Origin of the sequence: Comamonas sp. NyZ500 (genome assembly GCF_016772095.1) — a bacterium.
In the GTDB taxonomy this organism is placed as follows: Bacteria; Pseudomonadota; Gammaproteobacteria; order Burkholderiales; family Burkholderiaceae_C; genus Comamonas; species Comamonas thiooxydans.
This window is the reverse complement of sequence record NZ_JAEIJE010000004.1, coordinates 14,511-29,567: the sequence shown is the minus strand read 5'-3', so window position 1 is coordinate 29,567 and position 15,057 is coordinate 14,511. Positions and strand designations below refer to the sequence as shown.

The following is a 15,057-nucleotide window of genomic DNA, read 5'->3' as shown; positions in this document are numbered from 1 at the left end:
GGCTATCCGGGCTGGTTCAGGCTATAGCCCAGACCGCGGTGGGTGACGATGAGCTCCTGATCGGGCAAACGCTCGCGCAGTTTGGCGCGCAGGGTCTTGATATGGGTATCCACCGTGCGGTCCGTGCTCTCGCTGTCCAGCCCCCAGATTTGCTCCAGCAAGGCGTCACGGCTCAGGATGCGGCCTGCCGCGTTGACCAGACTCTGCAGCAGCTGATATTCGCGCCTTGTCAGATCCAGCGCCTTGCTGTGGATCAGGGCACGCTGCCCTTGCTCATCTATTTGAAGTGCTCTTGCAGGCTGGGCGAGTGCTGCAGGCTGAAATTGCCTGGAGCGGCGCAGCAGGGCGCGGGTGCGCGCCAGCAGTTCGCGCGGGCTGAAGGGCTTGGTCAGATAGTCGTCTGCGCCCAGCTCCAGGCCCAGAACCTTGTCCATCTCCTCGCCTCTGGCGCTGAGCACCAGCACCGGAACAATGGAGCCGGCAGAGCGCAGCTCGCGACACCAGTCCAGGCCGTTGCCATCGGGCAGGCCTACGTCCATGAGCAGCACATCAAACCCTGTCCTGCTCCATTGCTGACGCGCATCGGCGATCAGCAGACTGTGGGTGACGGCAATGCCCTCGCGTTCCAGAGCGTAGCAAATCGTTCTTGCAATGGCCGGGTCGTCTTCGAGCAGCAGCACCTGCATGGCTGACGTCTGAGGGCTGAGCATGCGGGTCAGCTGATCGGGTGGATGGCGTCCGGGGCCAGAAACTGCTGAGAGACCTGGATGAATTTGTCGCGAAAATCCAGTGAGCGGTGGCGGCGTACGGTGGGCCACTGCTTCTCGAAGTGCCTGGCGAGAGCTTCGACGAGAAAGACCGAGCGGTGCTGCCCGCCCGTGCAACCTATGCCCACGGTGACATAGCTGCGGTGGTCTCTGGCCAGCAGCGGCAGCCAGCGTTCGAGGAACTGCTGTATATCCAGCTGCATCTGCTGCACCTCGGGCAAGGCGCCCAGATAGTCGGCAACCGGCTTGTCCAGGCCCGTCAAGGCACGCAGTTCCTTGTCGTAGAAGGGATTGGGCAGCATGCGCACATCAAACACATAGTCAGAGTCTGTGGGCATGCTGTGCTTGAACCCAAAGGACTGGAACATCAGCGTCATCTGCCCTGTGGGTGCTTCGATGATCTGCTTGATATAGCTTTGCAGCTGCGCCGACTTGAGGTCGCCGGTGTCGATGACGATGGAGCGGTCGCGCAGCAGGCCCAGCAGCTCGCGTTCCTTTTCGATATCGAGCTCCAGTGCCTGGCGCTCGTTCGTCAGGGAGCCGGGGGACAGAGGGTGGCGCCTGCGGGTTTCCGAAAAGCGCCTGATCAGGGTGCTGCTGTCGGCATCGAGAAAAATCATGCGTGGCATCAGCCCCTGCTTTTTGAGGCGATGCAGCTGATCAGGCAGCTGAGGTAGGCCCTTGGCGCTGCGTGCATCCATGGCAATGGCCACTTTCTCGTCCTGATGGTTGAGCTTGAGCTCCACAAAGGACTGCAGCAGTTCCGGGGGCAGGTTGTCGACGCAGTAGTAGCCAGCATCCTCCAGCGCATGCAGCGCAACGGATTTGCCCGATCCGGACATGCCGCTGATCAGAACAATCTCCATGGACATGATTTCAAACTCCTCTGACTTTGCCGCTTTTGCGTGCTGTAGTGCTGGCCTTGGCACTTCGGGCCTGGGTGCCCGATGGACGCTGGGCGCTGTTTGCGGCCTGCTTTGCAGGCAATCTTGCCATGGCCAGCATTTCTCTGGCATGGGCCATGGTTGCTTCGGACAGGTGCTCGCCGCCCAGCATGCGGGCCATTTCCATCTCGCGCTCCTCGCCAGTCAGCGGATCCACGCTGCTGATGGTGGTGTTGGACTTGGGGCGCTTGGTCACCCGGTAGTGCTGGTCTGCGTAGGCAGCGACCTGGGGCAGGTGAGTGACGGCCAGCACCTGGCGTGAATCGCCGAGCGAGTGCATGAGGCGGCCCACGGTTTCGGCCACGGCTCCGCCCACGCCGGAGTCCACCTCGTCAAAGATCAGGGTCCCGGCCTGGCCCAGCTCGCTGGTGGTCACGGCAATGGCCAGCGAGATGCGCGACAACTCGCCGCCCGATGCCACCTTGGCAACGGGTTTGGGCGTGGCGCCGGTATGGCCGGCCACGAGAAAGGTGATGCTGTCCGTGCCCGCAGGGCTGGCGGCATCGGCATGCTCCAGCTGTACTTCGAAACGGCCGCCCTTCATGCCCAGACTCTGCATGGACTGGGTGATGGCGCGTGACAGGCGCGGCGCAGCCAGGCTGCGCTGCTGCGAAATCTTGCGCGCCTCGGCCTGATATCTGAGCTGGGCAGCCTGCTCTTTGGCGCGCAGCCCCTCCACATCGACGGCAGCATCCAGCTGGTGCAGCTCCTGTTTCCAGCCTTCGAGCAGGGCGGGCAAGTCCTCGGGTGTGCGCTTGTAGCGGCGCGCCAGCTGCATCCACAGCGACAGGCGTTCATCGAGATCGGCCAGCAGCTCGGGATCCAGATCGGCGCGGCGCAGATAGGCCTGCAGCGAGTGACGGGCATCGTGCAACTGGGCCACACAGGAGCCCAGTACGTCGGCAATGCTCTGAAACTCAGGCTCAAGATGCTCCTGGTCCTGCAGCAGGTGGTGGGCCCTGCCCAATGGGGTGGCTGCTCCCGAATCGTCATCCTCCAGCAGTTGCAGGCAGGACTGGGCCGAGTCCATCAAGGTCTGCGCGTGTGACAGGCGTGTGTGCTGGGCATTGAGCTCATCCCACTCTTCGGCGCGCGGCGACAGCTTGTCCAGCTCGGAAATCTGCCATTGCAGGCGCTCCCGTTCGCGTTGCAGATTGTCCTGGGCCGATAGCGCCTGCTCCAGTGCCTGATGGTTCTGGCGCCAGTCCAGCCAAAGCGATTTGAGCTGGGCCGTTTCAATGCCTCCGTAGGTATCCAGCATGGCGCGTGCTGCATCCGGGCGGGTCAGGCTTTGCCAGGCATGCTGGCCGTGAATGTCGATCAGCTGATCGCCCAGATGGCGCAGTTGCGTGGCCGTGGCGGGAGAGCCGTTGATCCAGGCGCGGCTGCGGCCCAGACTGTCGATGACGCGGCGCAGCAGCAAATCCTGCTCCTGCGCAAAACCCGACTCTTCCAGCCATTCATGAAGATGGGGCGGGCAATCGAACTCTGCGCAAATATCGGCCTGAGGGCAGCCTTCGCGCACTACCTGTGCATCGGCTCGTGCGCCCAGCACCAGTTGCAGAGCGTCGAGCATGATGGATTTGCCGGCCCCGGTTTCGCCGGTAAGCACCGTGAAGCCGGTCTGCCAGTCCAGATCGAGTGACTGGACAATCACAAAGTCCCGCAGGACGATGCGCTTCAAGGCCATGGTCAGACGCCTCCCTCGTTCCAGCCCAGTTTTTTGCGCAGGGTGTCGAAGTAATTCCAGCCCTTGGGGTGCAGAAAGTGCACGCTGTGATCGGCGCGCGTCACCAGAATGCGGTCGCCATGCTGCAGCGATTTCAGTGACTGCATGTCGAAGTTCGCGCTGGCGTCGCCTCGGCCGCCCACCACCTCGATAGTCACTTCCTGAGCGTCGGAGAGCACGATGGGGCGGTTGGAGAGGTTGTGCGGCGCGATGGGCACCATCACCCAGGCCGGAATCGAAGGGTGCAGCATGGGGCCGCCGGCCGAGAGCGCGTAGGCGGTGGAGCCCGTGGGGGTGGCCACGATCAAGCCGTCCGCGCGCTGGTTGGAGACAAAGCTGCCGCCGACCTCGATGCGCAGCTCCACCATGCCCGAGGTCGAGCCACGGTTGACCACCACATCATTCATGGCCTGGGCTTCAAACACGCACTGGCCGTCGCGCATGACGCGAGCATTCATCAGGGTGCGTTCGTCTTCCTCGTACTCGCCCTGCAGTATGGGCGTGATGGAGGCTTCGAATTCATCCAGGGCGATATCGGTGACAAACCCCAGGCGGCCCTGGTTGATGCCGACCAGCGGCGTGCCATAGCGCGCCAGATGGCGGCACACGCCCAGCATGGTGCCGTCGCCGCCCACCACCAGGCCGAGGTCGCAATGCCTGCCCAGACCGTCAACGTCCATGCTCGGGTAATCGGGCAGGCCCGCATAGATGGCGGACTGGGTATCCAGAATCACCTCACAACCCAGGCTGCGCACGTAACCGGCAATCCGTTGCAGCGCTTCGCTGGCTGCATCGGACGGAACGCCTGCTGCGGGTGTGTGGTACTTGCCGATCAGGGCAATATGGTGGAACGTGGATGTCATCTGGGAAATTACATCATTAAAATGAAATCATGCTCGACGAACGTGCCAAGTTATTGCTCAAAGCGCTGATCGAGCGTTACATCGCTGACGGTCAACCAGTCGGCTCGCGCACTCTTTCACGTGCATCCGGGCTTGAATTGTCGCCTGCCACCATACGCAATGTGATGGCCGACCTGGAAGAGATGGGTCTGATCATCAGCCCTCACACATCGGCAGGCCGCGTGCCGACAGCCAGGGGATACCGCCTGTTTGTCGACACCATGCTGACTGTGGACCGCTGCGATCTTGTAACGCCCGGCCTGATGCCTGAACAGCCGCAGAAGGTAATTGCCAATGCGGCCAATCTGCTGTCCAACCTCTCCCAGTTCGTGGGTGTGGTCATGGTGCCGCGTCGCAGCTCCGTCTTCAAGCATATCGAGTTCGTGCGCCTGTCGGAGCGGCGCTTTCTGGTCATCATCGTCTCGCCCGAAGGCGATGTGCAAAACCGCGTGATCTTCACGGATGTGGATTACGAGTCCTCGCAACTGATAGAAGCCTCGAATTTCCTCAATCACCATTACGCCGGTTTGACAATGGAGGAGGTGCGCACGCGGCTGCAGACCGAGGTGGAGCAATTGCGGGGCCAGGTTGCCAGCCTCATGCAGGCAGCGGTGAATGTAGGCACTGAGGTCATGAGTAACCATGATCGCGAGGATGTGGTGATCGCCGGCGAGCGCAATCTGCTGTCCGTGAGCGATTTTTCCAGCGATATGGGCAATCTGCGCCGCGCTTTCGACCTGTTCGAGCAGAAAACGCAAATCCTTAGGTTGCTGGATTTCTCCAATCAGGCTGATGGCGTACGCATTTACATCGGCGGCGAGAGCCAGACCGTGCCGTTTGAAGATTTGTCTGTAGTGAGTGCTCCCTATGAGCTCGACGGCAAGGTGGTTGGCACCTTGGGGGTGATCGGCCCCACGCGCATGCACTACGACAAGATGATCCAGATTGTCGATATCACATCCAAACTGGTGAGCAATGCTCTGAGTCACAAGCGTTAGGCCCTACAATGGCGAAGTTTTTCTGGTGGCAGCCACGGCTGTTGTCAGTGTTGGGGCGTTAGCTCAGTTGGTTAGAGCAGAGGACTCATAATCCTTTGGTCGTCGGTTCAAGTCCGCCACGCCCTACCAATAATTTCAACGGGTTACGAGAAATCGTAGCCCGTTTTTCTTTTGGGCTGTCAACGAAGTGTCAACAGGAGCGCGTCCTCCTGTCTTGCTTGAGGTCATGTTTTCTTGCAGCTTTGCCTCTTGGTACCATCTTCCCTAGGAGGGGGTATGGCTAGGTCAAAAGACAATTTGCTTGTGCTCATCGATGGAGACTTGATTGGGGCGAACTTGGTTACAGCTTCAATTCCTGCTGACTCTGCCGGGCCTGCGCATAAAAAACACTACTATGCGCTTTCGAATGGTCAGCGCATGTGTTATGGGTGGACAAAGGCGGAAGCATGCAAGGTGCTTATTGATTGCGCCAATCAACTTGGTTGGATCGTGCTGCAGCCTCTGAGCCTGCCCTCAGAGGCCAGATAAAGGATTGAGCTTTATGACTTCACGCAGATGGTCTGGTGCCAGGTGTGCATAGCGCATCGTCATTGTTAAGTTTGCGTGTCCCAGGCTTCTTTGAAGAACCAAAATGTTGCCGCCCTTCATCATGAAGTGAGAGGCAAATGTGTGCCTGAGAACGTGTGTTAGTTGCCCTTCTTGCAAATCGATTTCGGCGCGATCAACAGCCTCTCGAAACGCCGAATAGCAAGGGGCGAAAAGCTGCTGGCCTGTTTCAAGTTTGTTGTGATGAGCTTGAATCTCATGTTCAAGTTCAGAGCTGATCGGCAGTATGCGCAGCTTTCCAGACTTCGTTCCGGCAAACTGAATCTGCCCATTTCTGACATGCCTGGCCTCTAGCTTCTCAGCTTCGCCCCATCTAGCACCAGTTGAGAGGCATATTTTTGCAACCAGAGGGGCGTGACGATTCCTTCCGTCCTGCAGAGCTGCTAGTAGTCGCTTTATCTGCTCTTTGGTTAGGTAAGAGAGTTCGCGCTCCTCTACCTTGAACTGCCTAAGCTCTGCCAGGGGGTTAGGTTTGTTCCACTGGCCCAAGCGCTTCAGTTCATTGAAAACTGAGCGTAAGTAGGCATGTTCGCGATTGACGCTATTTGGGGCAATGCCTGCTTCTAGCCTTTGGGTGCGATAAGTCGCAAATGTATTTACCGAAAACCTGTCTGCGACAGGGTTGCCCATTGCTGCGCAGGCAAGCTTTAAACGCCCGTATGTGTTGGCTGCAGCTTTGAGCCCCGATCCGTGATGTATGTACCAAAGCTCGATCAGCTCGCTCAACTTGCGAGTGTCACGGCGCTCTGGCTGCCAGTCGGCATCTTGGTTAACTTGAGTTTTTAGCCATGCCTCCCAGGCCTTCGCTTCAGCCTGCGTTTTGAAACTCTTGCGAAAACGCTTGCCACCTCGACCACCTGGCTGAACATCTACCAGCCAGCCAGAGTCAGTTTTCTTTATTGTCATTTCTTTGCACGGAAGAACAGCTCGAACATGGATTGGTGGGCGGTGCGGTCGTCGGAGCCCAACATAGGTGTGCGACGAGGTTCATCAGTCATGCTGTGCTTGCTAGCTGGTGTCGTTGCCTTCTGCAGCATTTCGGATCGATCTTGTTCACGTCGTTGCCATAGCTTCTGGAGTTTTTTGTATTCCGCTGATGTGGACAGCTCATAGGCTTTTTCAATCAGCGGACTTGCAATCCAGTGTGCAAGTGGATGTGTTCGCTCAACTGCATACATCCGCTGCTTTTCATCTTCGATATCAACATTCCCTTCTGCATACAGCTTGTCTGCAAGTCTCAGGGATTGAGTGAAATAGTCATTTGTCGCCTCTCCGTCTGAGTACAGGCGCTCGGGAAAGGTCAGTGCTGTTTGTGGCGCGACGTGTCCGTTCACTGCATCGGTGATTCCCGTTGCAAGCCAGAACGCGTACTTTGGGTAGAGCTTGCAGATGGCCGCAAACATGTCTGTTGTAGGCCGCTGCCTCCTCGCAAAAGCTTTTCTCCATCTTTGGGCAGATATGCCTGTCACTTCTTCGAGTGACTGCCAGTAGCCGTGGTGCTCTCCGTCTTCCTTCAGCAAAAGAATTAAGCGGTCTTCAATAGTTGTTGACATAGCGTTGCCTTAGCAATAGAGTCTCAAACTTACAAATCGTCCAAATTAGACGAATTGAAGGTTAAAGAATATGAGTCTCGATCAATCTTATCTGCCATCGGGTGCTGCTGTGTGTAGTCCCCTGATGACGCGTGAAGCTTTCGCTAATGCAATCGGTTTGCCTGTCGGTGTGCTCATTGCTCAGGCTGATCGTGGTTACTGGCCCCAGATGAAGGTAGGTCGTCGCGTCTTTATCAATGTTGAGGCCGTGCGCGTCCTGGCTGCTGCACGAGCACAAGAGGCAGTGCTGTGAGGGCCAGCGGTGTGACAAAGCGATCCTCTTTTTTCTCCCGCAAAGCGTGGCGGATAGGTGTTCAGTCAGCACAGGCGGATTTTTGGCCTGAGCTTCGCCACCGCTCCATGGTCGTGCTGAGTCGCATGCACGTTGCTGTGCCTGCCGATCTATCAGCTGCAATTCAGGCAGACGAGAAGCGCTCTGGCGTCTGCCCGCAGCGTAGCGAGGACAGCCGCCAGAGCGCTTCTCTGAATGCGCTTTCTGCTATCAATTTTGGTGGGTACTGCGGCGCGTATCCCTCTTCTGTCCCCGTAGGTAACACGGGGACAACTTCTACAGGGCTGGGCGTATGAGCAAGCGCCGAAATGACCTAGTGCTGGCCACTAACCATGAAATCAAAGTGCGTCTGCACGCGGCGAAGGTCGAAGAGTGGTCTTACATCCATATTGATTGGCTGCGCTTCACCATCAATCGCCGCCACGCGCCGATTCCAAGCGTTGAATTGCTATTTCCTGAACCTGATGGAGCCATTGATTATCAGGCCGCTCGCGATGGCTGGAGCCAGCACCAGATCGATGCAGCACATGGTGAAGTTCGAGCTCGCCGCCAGCGTGTTGTAAACCTGTTGCGTGATCTTCCAGACCCTGACTATCACGCTAGCTCGCAGGCCTTCACCCTGGCCGAAGAGGTCGCAGAAATCTTAGGCAAGGACTTCACAGCAGATACGCTGATTCAGAAGGGCAAGGACTTCTACCGCTTTCGCATTGACATCCTGCGCAAGGGTCATCCGGTCGGCTGGGTCGGATTCCTGGCATCTGGCAATGGCAAGCGCAAAGACAACCAGAACAACACGCTGCACGTGAATCTTGAAGGTATGGCGTGCACGTTTGCCCAGCGTGGTTGGAATGACGTGATGGCCAACTACATCGAAGAGCATCGTGGTGTCATCACTCGTATAGACCTTGCTGCAGACCTGATGGATGGCATGGATGACAAGGGTCATGGTGACGTGTTTCAACGTCTGTTTTGGGAATACGAGAACGGCTTGATGGATCACCTCGGTCATCGTCCAGATGACAACTTAGGTGGCGACCATCTCTCTAAAAAGAAAGGGCGCAGCTTTTATCTCGGTTCGAGGGCTGCTGGCAAGCTGACCAATATCTACGAAAAGGGCAAAGAGCTTTTCGGTAAAGAGGATGACTCGAAATGGATTCGTGTCGAGCTGCGTTACGGCAATCAAAAACGCCTGTTGCCCGTTGACATGCTTCGCCGCCCTGCTGACTTCTTTGCCGGTGCTAGTGAGTGGCATGCATCCATCTTGAGAGAGCTGGGGGCTCAGGCTGTACCCGAGCCGGTCAAGTGTGAAAAGCGTGTCCAGGTGCAAACCGTAGCTGCTGAAGTCACGCGCAACGTGCGTTGGTTCATGAATACAGCAGGTGCCTCTGCCGTCCTGGCGCTCAAGAACCTACCTATCAAGTTGCTTGACAGCCTCTGTGACGAATACGCCGCGAAGTTGCCCAACAGACTCAAAAAATTCTCTCTCGCAGAAATCGAACGTGAGTACCAAAACGTCTTTACCAAGCTGGCTAGCGGTGGGCGCGCTAGTCCGTCATTTGCCTAATGCCTGAACCAAGGAAAAAACATGCGATTTCAAGCACAAGGAATTCTCACCGGCATCAAGTCCAGCAAGGGGGACTATGAGGGCCGTGCTTTCGACTCCACAACCTTTCACCTGGCCGTTGATCTGCCCGACAGCCAAAGCGGTGAAAGCCTCGGCCAAGTGACGCGGCCATTCAAGATGGGTAGCTCTGCTGAGTTCGCCAAATGGAAGCATCTGAAAAAAAGCTGGCCAGCGGGTGGAGTGGCCGTGGACTGTGTTTTTGAGATGGCGGCAGGTACTGAGCAGTCTTCCAAGTTGATCTTGGTTGATATCCAGCCCAAAAGCACAGCTAAGGCCTAAGTCATGCCCCGCTACGTGATCCAGTCGGCATTTACCGGCGCTTTCTTATCTCCTGACCCAGATGACGGCCAGCCGCGCTGGGCGCTGCTCTTGCGTGATGCCTGCACTGTGGACGACATGGAAACCGCCGTCGAAATGATCGCAGACCACGTAGACCCGTTTCATCGCGCGCAGATCGTGGACTTGGAGGAAATCTGAGTGTCCATCTACATCCTCTATTGCGAAACGCCTTATGGCGTTGAGGCAGGGCTCAACGCTGGTCAATGCCCAGATGCTTACCGCAAGGAGGTCGCAGTTGATCTGCAAGCGCTTCTTCAGCTCAGCAGTGCAACTCCCCAGCTCGACCCCGTCGATGTGGCCCAAGTCTTTGGCGTCGGCTTCACCGTCGTCGTGCTTTTCTTCCTGGTCGGTCGGGGAGTTGGCGAAGTTTTGCGGCTTATCCGTCGTGGATAAGCCACCGTCGAGCGGGCGGCTCCCGTTCAACAAACCCAAGAAAGGACTTCGTATGAAGAATCAATTTAACTCCAAGCCCACGATTGCAGCGGCAGCAACGGCCCTGGCCCTTGTGCTGGCCAGCGGCACTGCTGCTGCCCAAAGTGCTATTGACCTGACTCCCATCACCGGCCAGTTCAAAGCCGAAGACGTGATCGTTGCAGTGCTGGCAGTGGCTGGTGTGTTGGCAGCCATCTACGCGACCATGACGGCAGCCAAGATGGCCCTGCGCTGGATTCGTGGCGGCTAAAGCAATCGCGAATTGAGTGAACCGGGCGGGCCTGATCACCCCGCTCGTTTGCTTTCTGCGTAGGGGTTTCTGATGGTTTCTCTTTGGTATTTGTTCATCTTCGCCTGGGGCATCGTCTGCGCCTGGGCACTCATCAAGGGGCTGGAATGAAGCTCTTCAAATTGTGGCTGATCGCCAAGCTATGTCTTTTGTTGGTAATGCCGTTTCCTGCTTGGTCGCAAGCACTGCCTAACCCTCAACCTGCACAAGTAAATCGTGCAATCTCCGGTGTGTTGCAGGATTCAATGCAAGCGCGAGGCTTTGCGGCCAATGATCCGCGTTTCGGCAATACGTTGGCTCGTGCAGCACCTCGTTTGTCTGTAGTCGCAGGGGGAGCGGTTTTAGTTACTGTTGGGGCTATTGCAGCTCCTGCTTGGGCTAGTACAGCACTAGCAATTGGCTTCACGGCGGCTATTGGTTACGCAGTCACGCTGGGTTTGGATGCACTGGTGAAATGGCTGTTCCGCGATAGCACGATTGATGAGTATTCCAACGCACTTTCCCCAGCCAATGTGCCGGGGACGCTAGTTGGCGATGAGGTGTGGTGTACGAATCAGGGCGGAGGCGGCTGTGCTACATCTGCTGAAGCCATGGCCACGCAGGCAGCTGCGAATCTAGGCCTGTCGGCAGTGTCTGGTAGCTATGACGCAAGTAGAGGCACCTACACACTCAAGACGAATACTGGCTTATCCATCTTTGTGAGCCGAGCGATTGGGGCGGTGAGTTGCCCAGGTGGGCATTACTACAAGGGCAGCCAGTGCTTGGCACTGACATTTCCTGGTGAGTCTGTGCGTACTGGATTGAGTCCCAATGAGGCTATCAAGGGTTTGCCGGAAAGTGACTTGAAAAAACAGCTCAATCCTGCGTTGATTGCTGCCCTGGCTAATCGTGCCTGGGAGCAAGCGGCCCAGCAGCCAGGCTATGACGGGTTGCCGTACCCGCAAAGCAATCCTATTACCGTGACCGAGGCTGCGCGTTGGGCACAAGCTAACCCTCAGTATTGGCCTACGGTCAGGGATTTTGTAAGTCCAAATCCAGCTACACCGACGAACCCCAATCCGTGGGCGTTGCCGTCGAGTCCCACGGCACCAGAGCTGACGCCAACACCGCAGCCAAACGAAGGCACAACTAACCCGGCAATAGATCAGCCGCAGGCTAATTTAGGGGCAGACCCTGCAATAGGAGCCCCAACGCTGGAGCAAATTCCCACAGCACAGCAAATTGCAGACCCCATTCTTCAGCTTGCTCCAGATCTGCGTCACTTTGAGGCTCAAGGGCATACCGGTATCTGCCCCAAGCCAACAATCGAACTGTATGGCACCCATGTGCTCGATGCCCACTGCAAGCTGATCGAGGACAACAAGCAGGTGCTGCAGCTCGCAATGGCGTTTGCCTGGGCAGCGATGGCCTTGTTCATCGTGCTGTCGGCATGATGGAGTGAACCATGTTTGGCATCCTACTTTCCGCCCTGAATTCCATGCTGGCTTGGGTGTTCCGCTCGCTGCTGGTTAAGTTCGCGCTGTTCTTTGCGCTGTACTTCATCACCAGCGAGTTCGTGGGCTTCATCTCTGCTTTGCTGCCCAATGCCAGCTTTATCAACGGCGCGCTGTCTGGCATCACCGCGGGCACCTGGTTCTTTCTCGATGCATTCCAGCTGCCCATGGGCATCTCGGCCATGGTGTCGGCCTACGCCACGCGCTTCATCATCCGCCGCATGCCGGTGATCGGATAGCCCATGCCCATCAACACCTACACGGGCCTGATGGGTTCCGGCAAATCCTATGAATGCGTGTCCTCGGTGATCGTGCCTGCCGTCAAGGCCGGCCGCCGCGTGGTCACTAATGTGGACGGAATCGACAGCGATGCGATCCGCGCCTACTGTCATGACAAATTCGGCGTGCCGATGGAGCAGCTCGGCGAGGTCGTGCATTGCACCAACGACGATGTGCCCAAGGCCAGCTTCCTGCCTCATGGTCAGGACGTGGATACCTTCTGCAAGCCTGGTGACATCATCTGCATTGACGAGGCTTGGCGCTTCTGGGGCACTGACTGCAAGCTGCTGCCTGAGCACAAGATATTCTTCCGCGAACACCGGCACTTCGTGCATCCCGATACCAAGGTCTGCTGCGACCTGGTGCTTATGGTGCAGGACATTACCGACCTGCACCGCACCTTGCGTGTGGTGGTCGAGGTCACGTTCCGCACAACCAAGATCAAGACCCTGGGCTGGAGCAAGACCTACCGCGTCGAAATGTGGGAAGGCTACAAGCTTACGGCCAAGGGCCGCGTATCGGTTCAGAACAAGCGTTACGACGATGAGATTTTTCCGCTGTACAGCAGCTACACCGGCGGCACGGGTAAGGAACTGCAGGTGGACAGCCGCCAGAACGTCTTGCGTAACCCAAAGCTGTGGTTTGTGGCTATGGGCGTGGTGCTGCTGTTTAGCTGGGGCGTCTACACCATCCTGGGCTTCTTCGATGGCTCTCGGGCCAAGGCGAACGTAGCCGCAGGCAAGCCATCAACATCGGCACCACAGGCAGTTCCTCCTGCAGCACCAGGCCAAACGCTCGCCACGGCTGCGCGCCTTGGAGTTTCCAGTTCCTGGCGGCTTGCCGGCACCTTCCAGGCCCAGGGCAAGCAATTCGTCATCCTCGAAGGCCAGGACGGCCGTGTGCGCCTGGAGCATCCTTCGGCCTTCATGCATGTCGGTGCAGCCATGGTTGGCGAGGTCGATGGTCAACGTGTCACCGTTTGGAGCGGCCCGCAACCCAGCGCAGGAGGCAAGCCATGAAACGCATACGCTCTTCCCTGGTAGCCTGCTGCCTGGCGATCAGCTTGGCACTGCCCACCCATGCAGCCAACCCAACAAGCCCTGCCGCCAGCTTTGATCTGCAGTCGGCCAACGTGGCCCAAGTGCTTCAGCTACTCTACGGTGAGGCCCTGAGCACGCCCTATGTGCTCGATCCCGAAGTTCTGAGCGACACGCGTACCGTGTCCTTCCGATACAAGAGCGGGCAAGGCGATCTGCTAGCCTTCCTGGATGGCTTTCTGGGCAGCCTGGGCTACATCGTGGAACGCAAGGGCGGCGTGGACTTTGTAAGTAAGCGCAAGACAGAAGAGATTGCGCAACCGGAAGCCCGTCTGCACCTATACCGGCCACAGTACCGCGATGTGGCTTACCTTGCCCGGGTCATGGCTCCGCTGTTCAAGGGCTCGTTCTCGGTCAATCGTAGCGTCCGGGCATCGGGCCAGGCTATGCCTGAAGGCAATGTTCCCAATGGCTCGGCTGCAGCACTGATTGATCAAGATGCAGATGTGCTGCTGTTCTCAGGTACCCCACAGGAGATCGAGAAACTGCAGCAACTGTTGCCCCAGGTTGATGTGGCAACCGGCGAGGTGCTGGTGCGTGGGGTGGTCTATGAGGTCAGCCGTACCGATAAATCCGGTTCTGCCTTCGGCCTGCTGGCGAACCTGCTCGGCGGCAAGCTCAACTTGGGGATCGGCTCGTCCGCGGGCAACCTGGGCAACTTCATCCAGCTCAAGAACACGGCGCTCGATGCCGTGTATTCCATTCTGGAGACGGATAGCCGGTTCAAGGTCGTTTCCTCGCCATCGCTGCGCATCCAGTCGGGCACACGCGGCGTGTTCAGCGTTGGCCAAGAAGTACCGGTGCTGGGAGCGCTGTCGTTCCCGCAAGGGGCTGGCCAGGCCGTGCAGTCGGTTGAATATCGCAGCTCGGGTGTGATCTTCGATATCCGGCCCACGGTGCGCGATGCGGTGATCGATCTAGCGATCAGCCAGCAGCTATCTGATTTCATCACCACCACCACGGGTGTTAACAACAGCCCCACGCTGACCAAGCGGGAGCTGAAAACCACAGTGGGCTTGCAAGATGGTGATGTGATCGTACTGGGGGGCTTGGCCGAGAATAAAGACACTCAAACGCGCGATGGGCCGTCCTTTCTGCCTGGCTTTTTGCACACCTCGGGCAAGGAGGTCAGCACCTCGGAAGTCCTTTTGGTGCTGCAAGTGCAGCGACTGTGATCAACGGCCCTTCGGGGCCTTTTTTATTGGTTGCTTTCTTTGGGGCGTTGTCAATCTTTGGGGCCAAGTTAGGGCCTTGCTAGACTGCGTGGATGAGCCAACCAAAGACTCCTCCTGTAGCAGATGACCTGCCCTTCAAGGATGTACCTATTCAGAGGGAGCCTGGTTGGCGTCCTAGAGCGCGCTTTCCGGCTCGAGAAGCAGTTGGTGAGCTGCCGATTCCGACGTTCATTTCGCTCGCTGATGCTGAAGAGAAGCCGAAGTGGCCTAAGCCATTCGTTGATTGAACTTCGCCAGTTTGACTTGTCTGGCTGCGTTGTGACTGATCAGGGGGAGCCGAGAGCGTGCCGGCAATTTCGCGAGACTGGAGATTGCATAGAGGAATGTTGGTCGATTCAGTGGTGTTACACGAGCAAAGAATGTTCCTCATGAGGTAGCAAATGTTGATGCCTTGCGTGCTATTGCGATGCTGCATCCGAAGAACTTTTTGATGATTGCA

General features: G+C 57.6%; 17 protein-coding genes and 1 tRNA gene. 12 read left to right on the top strand and 6 right to left on the bottom strand.

Going from position 1 to position 15,057, the window contains the following annotated elements:
• Positions 1-2 precede the first annotated feature (2 nt).
• From JAO85_RS08010 to JAO85_RS07995, 4 genes are read right to left on the bottom strand one after another with little or no spacing between them, the layout of a single operon-like run.
• On the bottom strand, positions 3-686 hold the full coding sequence (locus JAO85_RS08010; RefSeq protein ID WP_039049642.1) for a winged helix-turn-helix domain-containing protein: 684 nt from the start codon (positions 684-686) through the stop codon (positions 3-5).
• Positions 687-715: 29 nt separating this feature from the next.
• A complete protein-coding gene (gene rapZ / locus JAO85_RS08005) occupies positions 716-1,639 on the bottom strand; it encodes an RNase adapter RapZ (protein ID WP_034357618.1) in 924 nt (307 codons plus the stop codon).
• Positions 1,640-1,643: 4 nt separating this feature from the next.
• Positions 1,644-3,401 carry a DNA repair protein RecN gene (gene recN / locus JAO85_RS08000; protein WP_039049643.1) on the bottom strand — a complete coding sequence of 586 codons (1,758 nt, stop codon included), beginning with the start codon at positions 3,399-3,401 and terminating at the stop codon, positions 1,644-1,646.
• Between the two features lie 2 nt (positions 3,402-3,403).
• The gene (locus JAO85_RS07995; RefSeq protein WP_003066061.1) at positions 3,404-4,303 is read right to left on the bottom strand and encodes an NAD kinase; all 900 of its coding nucleotides are present in this window, start codon (positions 4,301-4,303) and stop codon (positions 3,404-3,406) included.
• Between the two features lie 29 nt (positions 4,304-4,332).
• Between JAO85_RS07995 and hrcA the strand changes: the two genes are divergently transcribed.
• Together hrcA and JAO85_RS07985 are read left to right on the top strand one after the other, a co-directional pair.
• Positions 4,333-5,340 (top strand): heat-inducible transcriptional repressor HrcA, encoded by a 1,008-nt coding sequence (gene hrcA / locus JAO85_RS07990; RefSeq protein ID WP_003066063.1) that lies wholly within the window; start codon positions 4,333-4,335, stop codon positions 5,338-5,340.
• A 52-nt stretch (positions 5,341-5,392) separates the two neighbouring features.
• Positions 5,393-5,469, top strand: a tRNA-Ile gene (locus JAO85_RS07985).
• A 384-nt stretch (positions 5,470-5,853) separates the two neighbouring features.
• Here the strand turns inward: JAO85_RS07985 and JAO85_RS07980 are convergent.
• Together JAO85_RS07980 and JAO85_RS07975 are read right to left on the bottom strand one after the other, a co-directional pair.
• On the bottom strand, positions 5,854-6,852 hold the full coding sequence (locus JAO85_RS07980) for a tyrosine-type recombinase/integrase (protein WP_202787860.1): 999 nt from the start codon (positions 6,850-6,852) through the stop codon (positions 5,854-5,856).
• Positions 6,849-7,499 (bottom strand): hypothetical protein, encoded by a 651-nt coding sequence (locus JAO85_RS07975; RefSeq protein WP_202787859.1) that lies wholly within the window; start codon positions 7,497-7,499, stop codon positions 6,849-6,851. Before JAO85_RS07975 ends, JAO85_RS07980 begins: the two co-directional genes overlap by 4 nt.
• A 70-nt stretch (positions 7,500-7,569) precedes the next feature.
• Between JAO85_RS07975 and JAO85_RS07970 the strand changes: the two genes are divergently transcribed.
• From JAO85_RS07970 to JAO85_RS07925, 10 genes are all read left to right on the top strand, one after another.
• Entirely contained in the window at positions 7,570-7,791 is a 222-nt protein-coding gene (locus tag JAO85_RS07970; RefSeq protein WP_202787985.1) for a hypothetical protein, read from the top strand.
• Positions 7,792-8,122: 331 nt separating this feature from the next.
• Positions 8,123-9,394 carry a replication initiation factor domain-containing protein gene (locus JAO85_RS07965; RefSeq protein ID WP_202787858.1) on the top strand — a complete coding sequence of 424 codons (1,272 nt, stop codon included), beginning with the start codon at positions 8,123-8,125 and terminating at the stop codon, positions 9,392-9,394.
• Between the two features lie 21 nt (positions 9,395-9,415).
• Positions 9,416-9,733 carry a hypothetical protein gene (locus JAO85_RS07960; RefSeq protein ID WP_202787857.1) on the top strand — a complete coding sequence of 106 codons (318 nt, stop codon included), beginning with the start codon at positions 9,416-9,418 and terminating at the stop codon, positions 9,731-9,733.
• Positions 9,734-9,736: 3 nt separating this feature from the next.
• Complete coding sequence (locus JAO85_RS07955; protein WP_202787856.1) at positions 9,737-9,931, top strand: hypothetical protein; 195 nt, start codon at positions 9,737-9,739, stop codon at positions 9,929-9,931.
• Positions 9,932-10,186 (top strand): hypothetical protein, encoded by a 255-nt coding sequence (locus tag JAO85_RS07950; protein ID WP_202787855.1) that lies wholly within the window; start codon positions 9,932-9,934, stop codon positions 10,184-10,186.
• A 52-nt stretch (positions 10,187-10,238) separates the two neighbouring features.
• A complete protein-coding gene (locus tag JAO85_RS07945; protein WP_202787854.1) occupies positions 10,239-10,475 on the top strand; it encodes a hypothetical protein in 237 nt (78 codons plus the stop codon).
• A 146-nt stretch (positions 10,476-10,621) separates the two neighbouring features.
• The gene (locus tag JAO85_RS07940; protein WP_202787853.1) at positions 10,622-11,947 is read left to right on the top strand and encodes a hypothetical protein; all 1,326 of its coding nucleotides are present in this window, start codon (positions 10,622-10,624) and stop codon (positions 11,945-11,947) included.
• A gap of 11 nt (positions 11,948-11,958) precedes the next feature.
• Positions 11,959-12,246 carry a DUF2523 family protein gene (locus JAO85_RS07935; RefSeq protein ID WP_202787852.1) on the top strand — a complete coding sequence of 96 codons (288 nt, stop codon included), beginning with the start codon at positions 11,959-11,961 and terminating at the stop codon, positions 12,244-12,246.
• A 3-nt stretch (positions 12,247-12,249) separates the two neighbouring features.
• Positions 12,250-13,305 (top strand): zonular occludens toxin domain-containing protein, encoded by a 1,056-nt coding sequence (locus JAO85_RS07930; RefSeq protein ID WP_202787851.1) that lies wholly within the window; start codon positions 12,250-12,252, stop codon positions 13,303-13,305.
• Positions 13,302-14,558 (top strand): type II secretion system protein GspD, encoded by a 1,257-nt coding sequence (locus JAO85_RS07925; RefSeq protein WP_202787850.1) that lies wholly within the window; start codon positions 13,302-13,304, stop codon positions 14,556-14,558. The genes JAO85_RS07930 and JAO85_RS07925 overlap by 4 nt, the downstream gene beginning before the upstream one ends.
• Positions 14,559-15,057 lie beyond the last annotated feature (499 nt).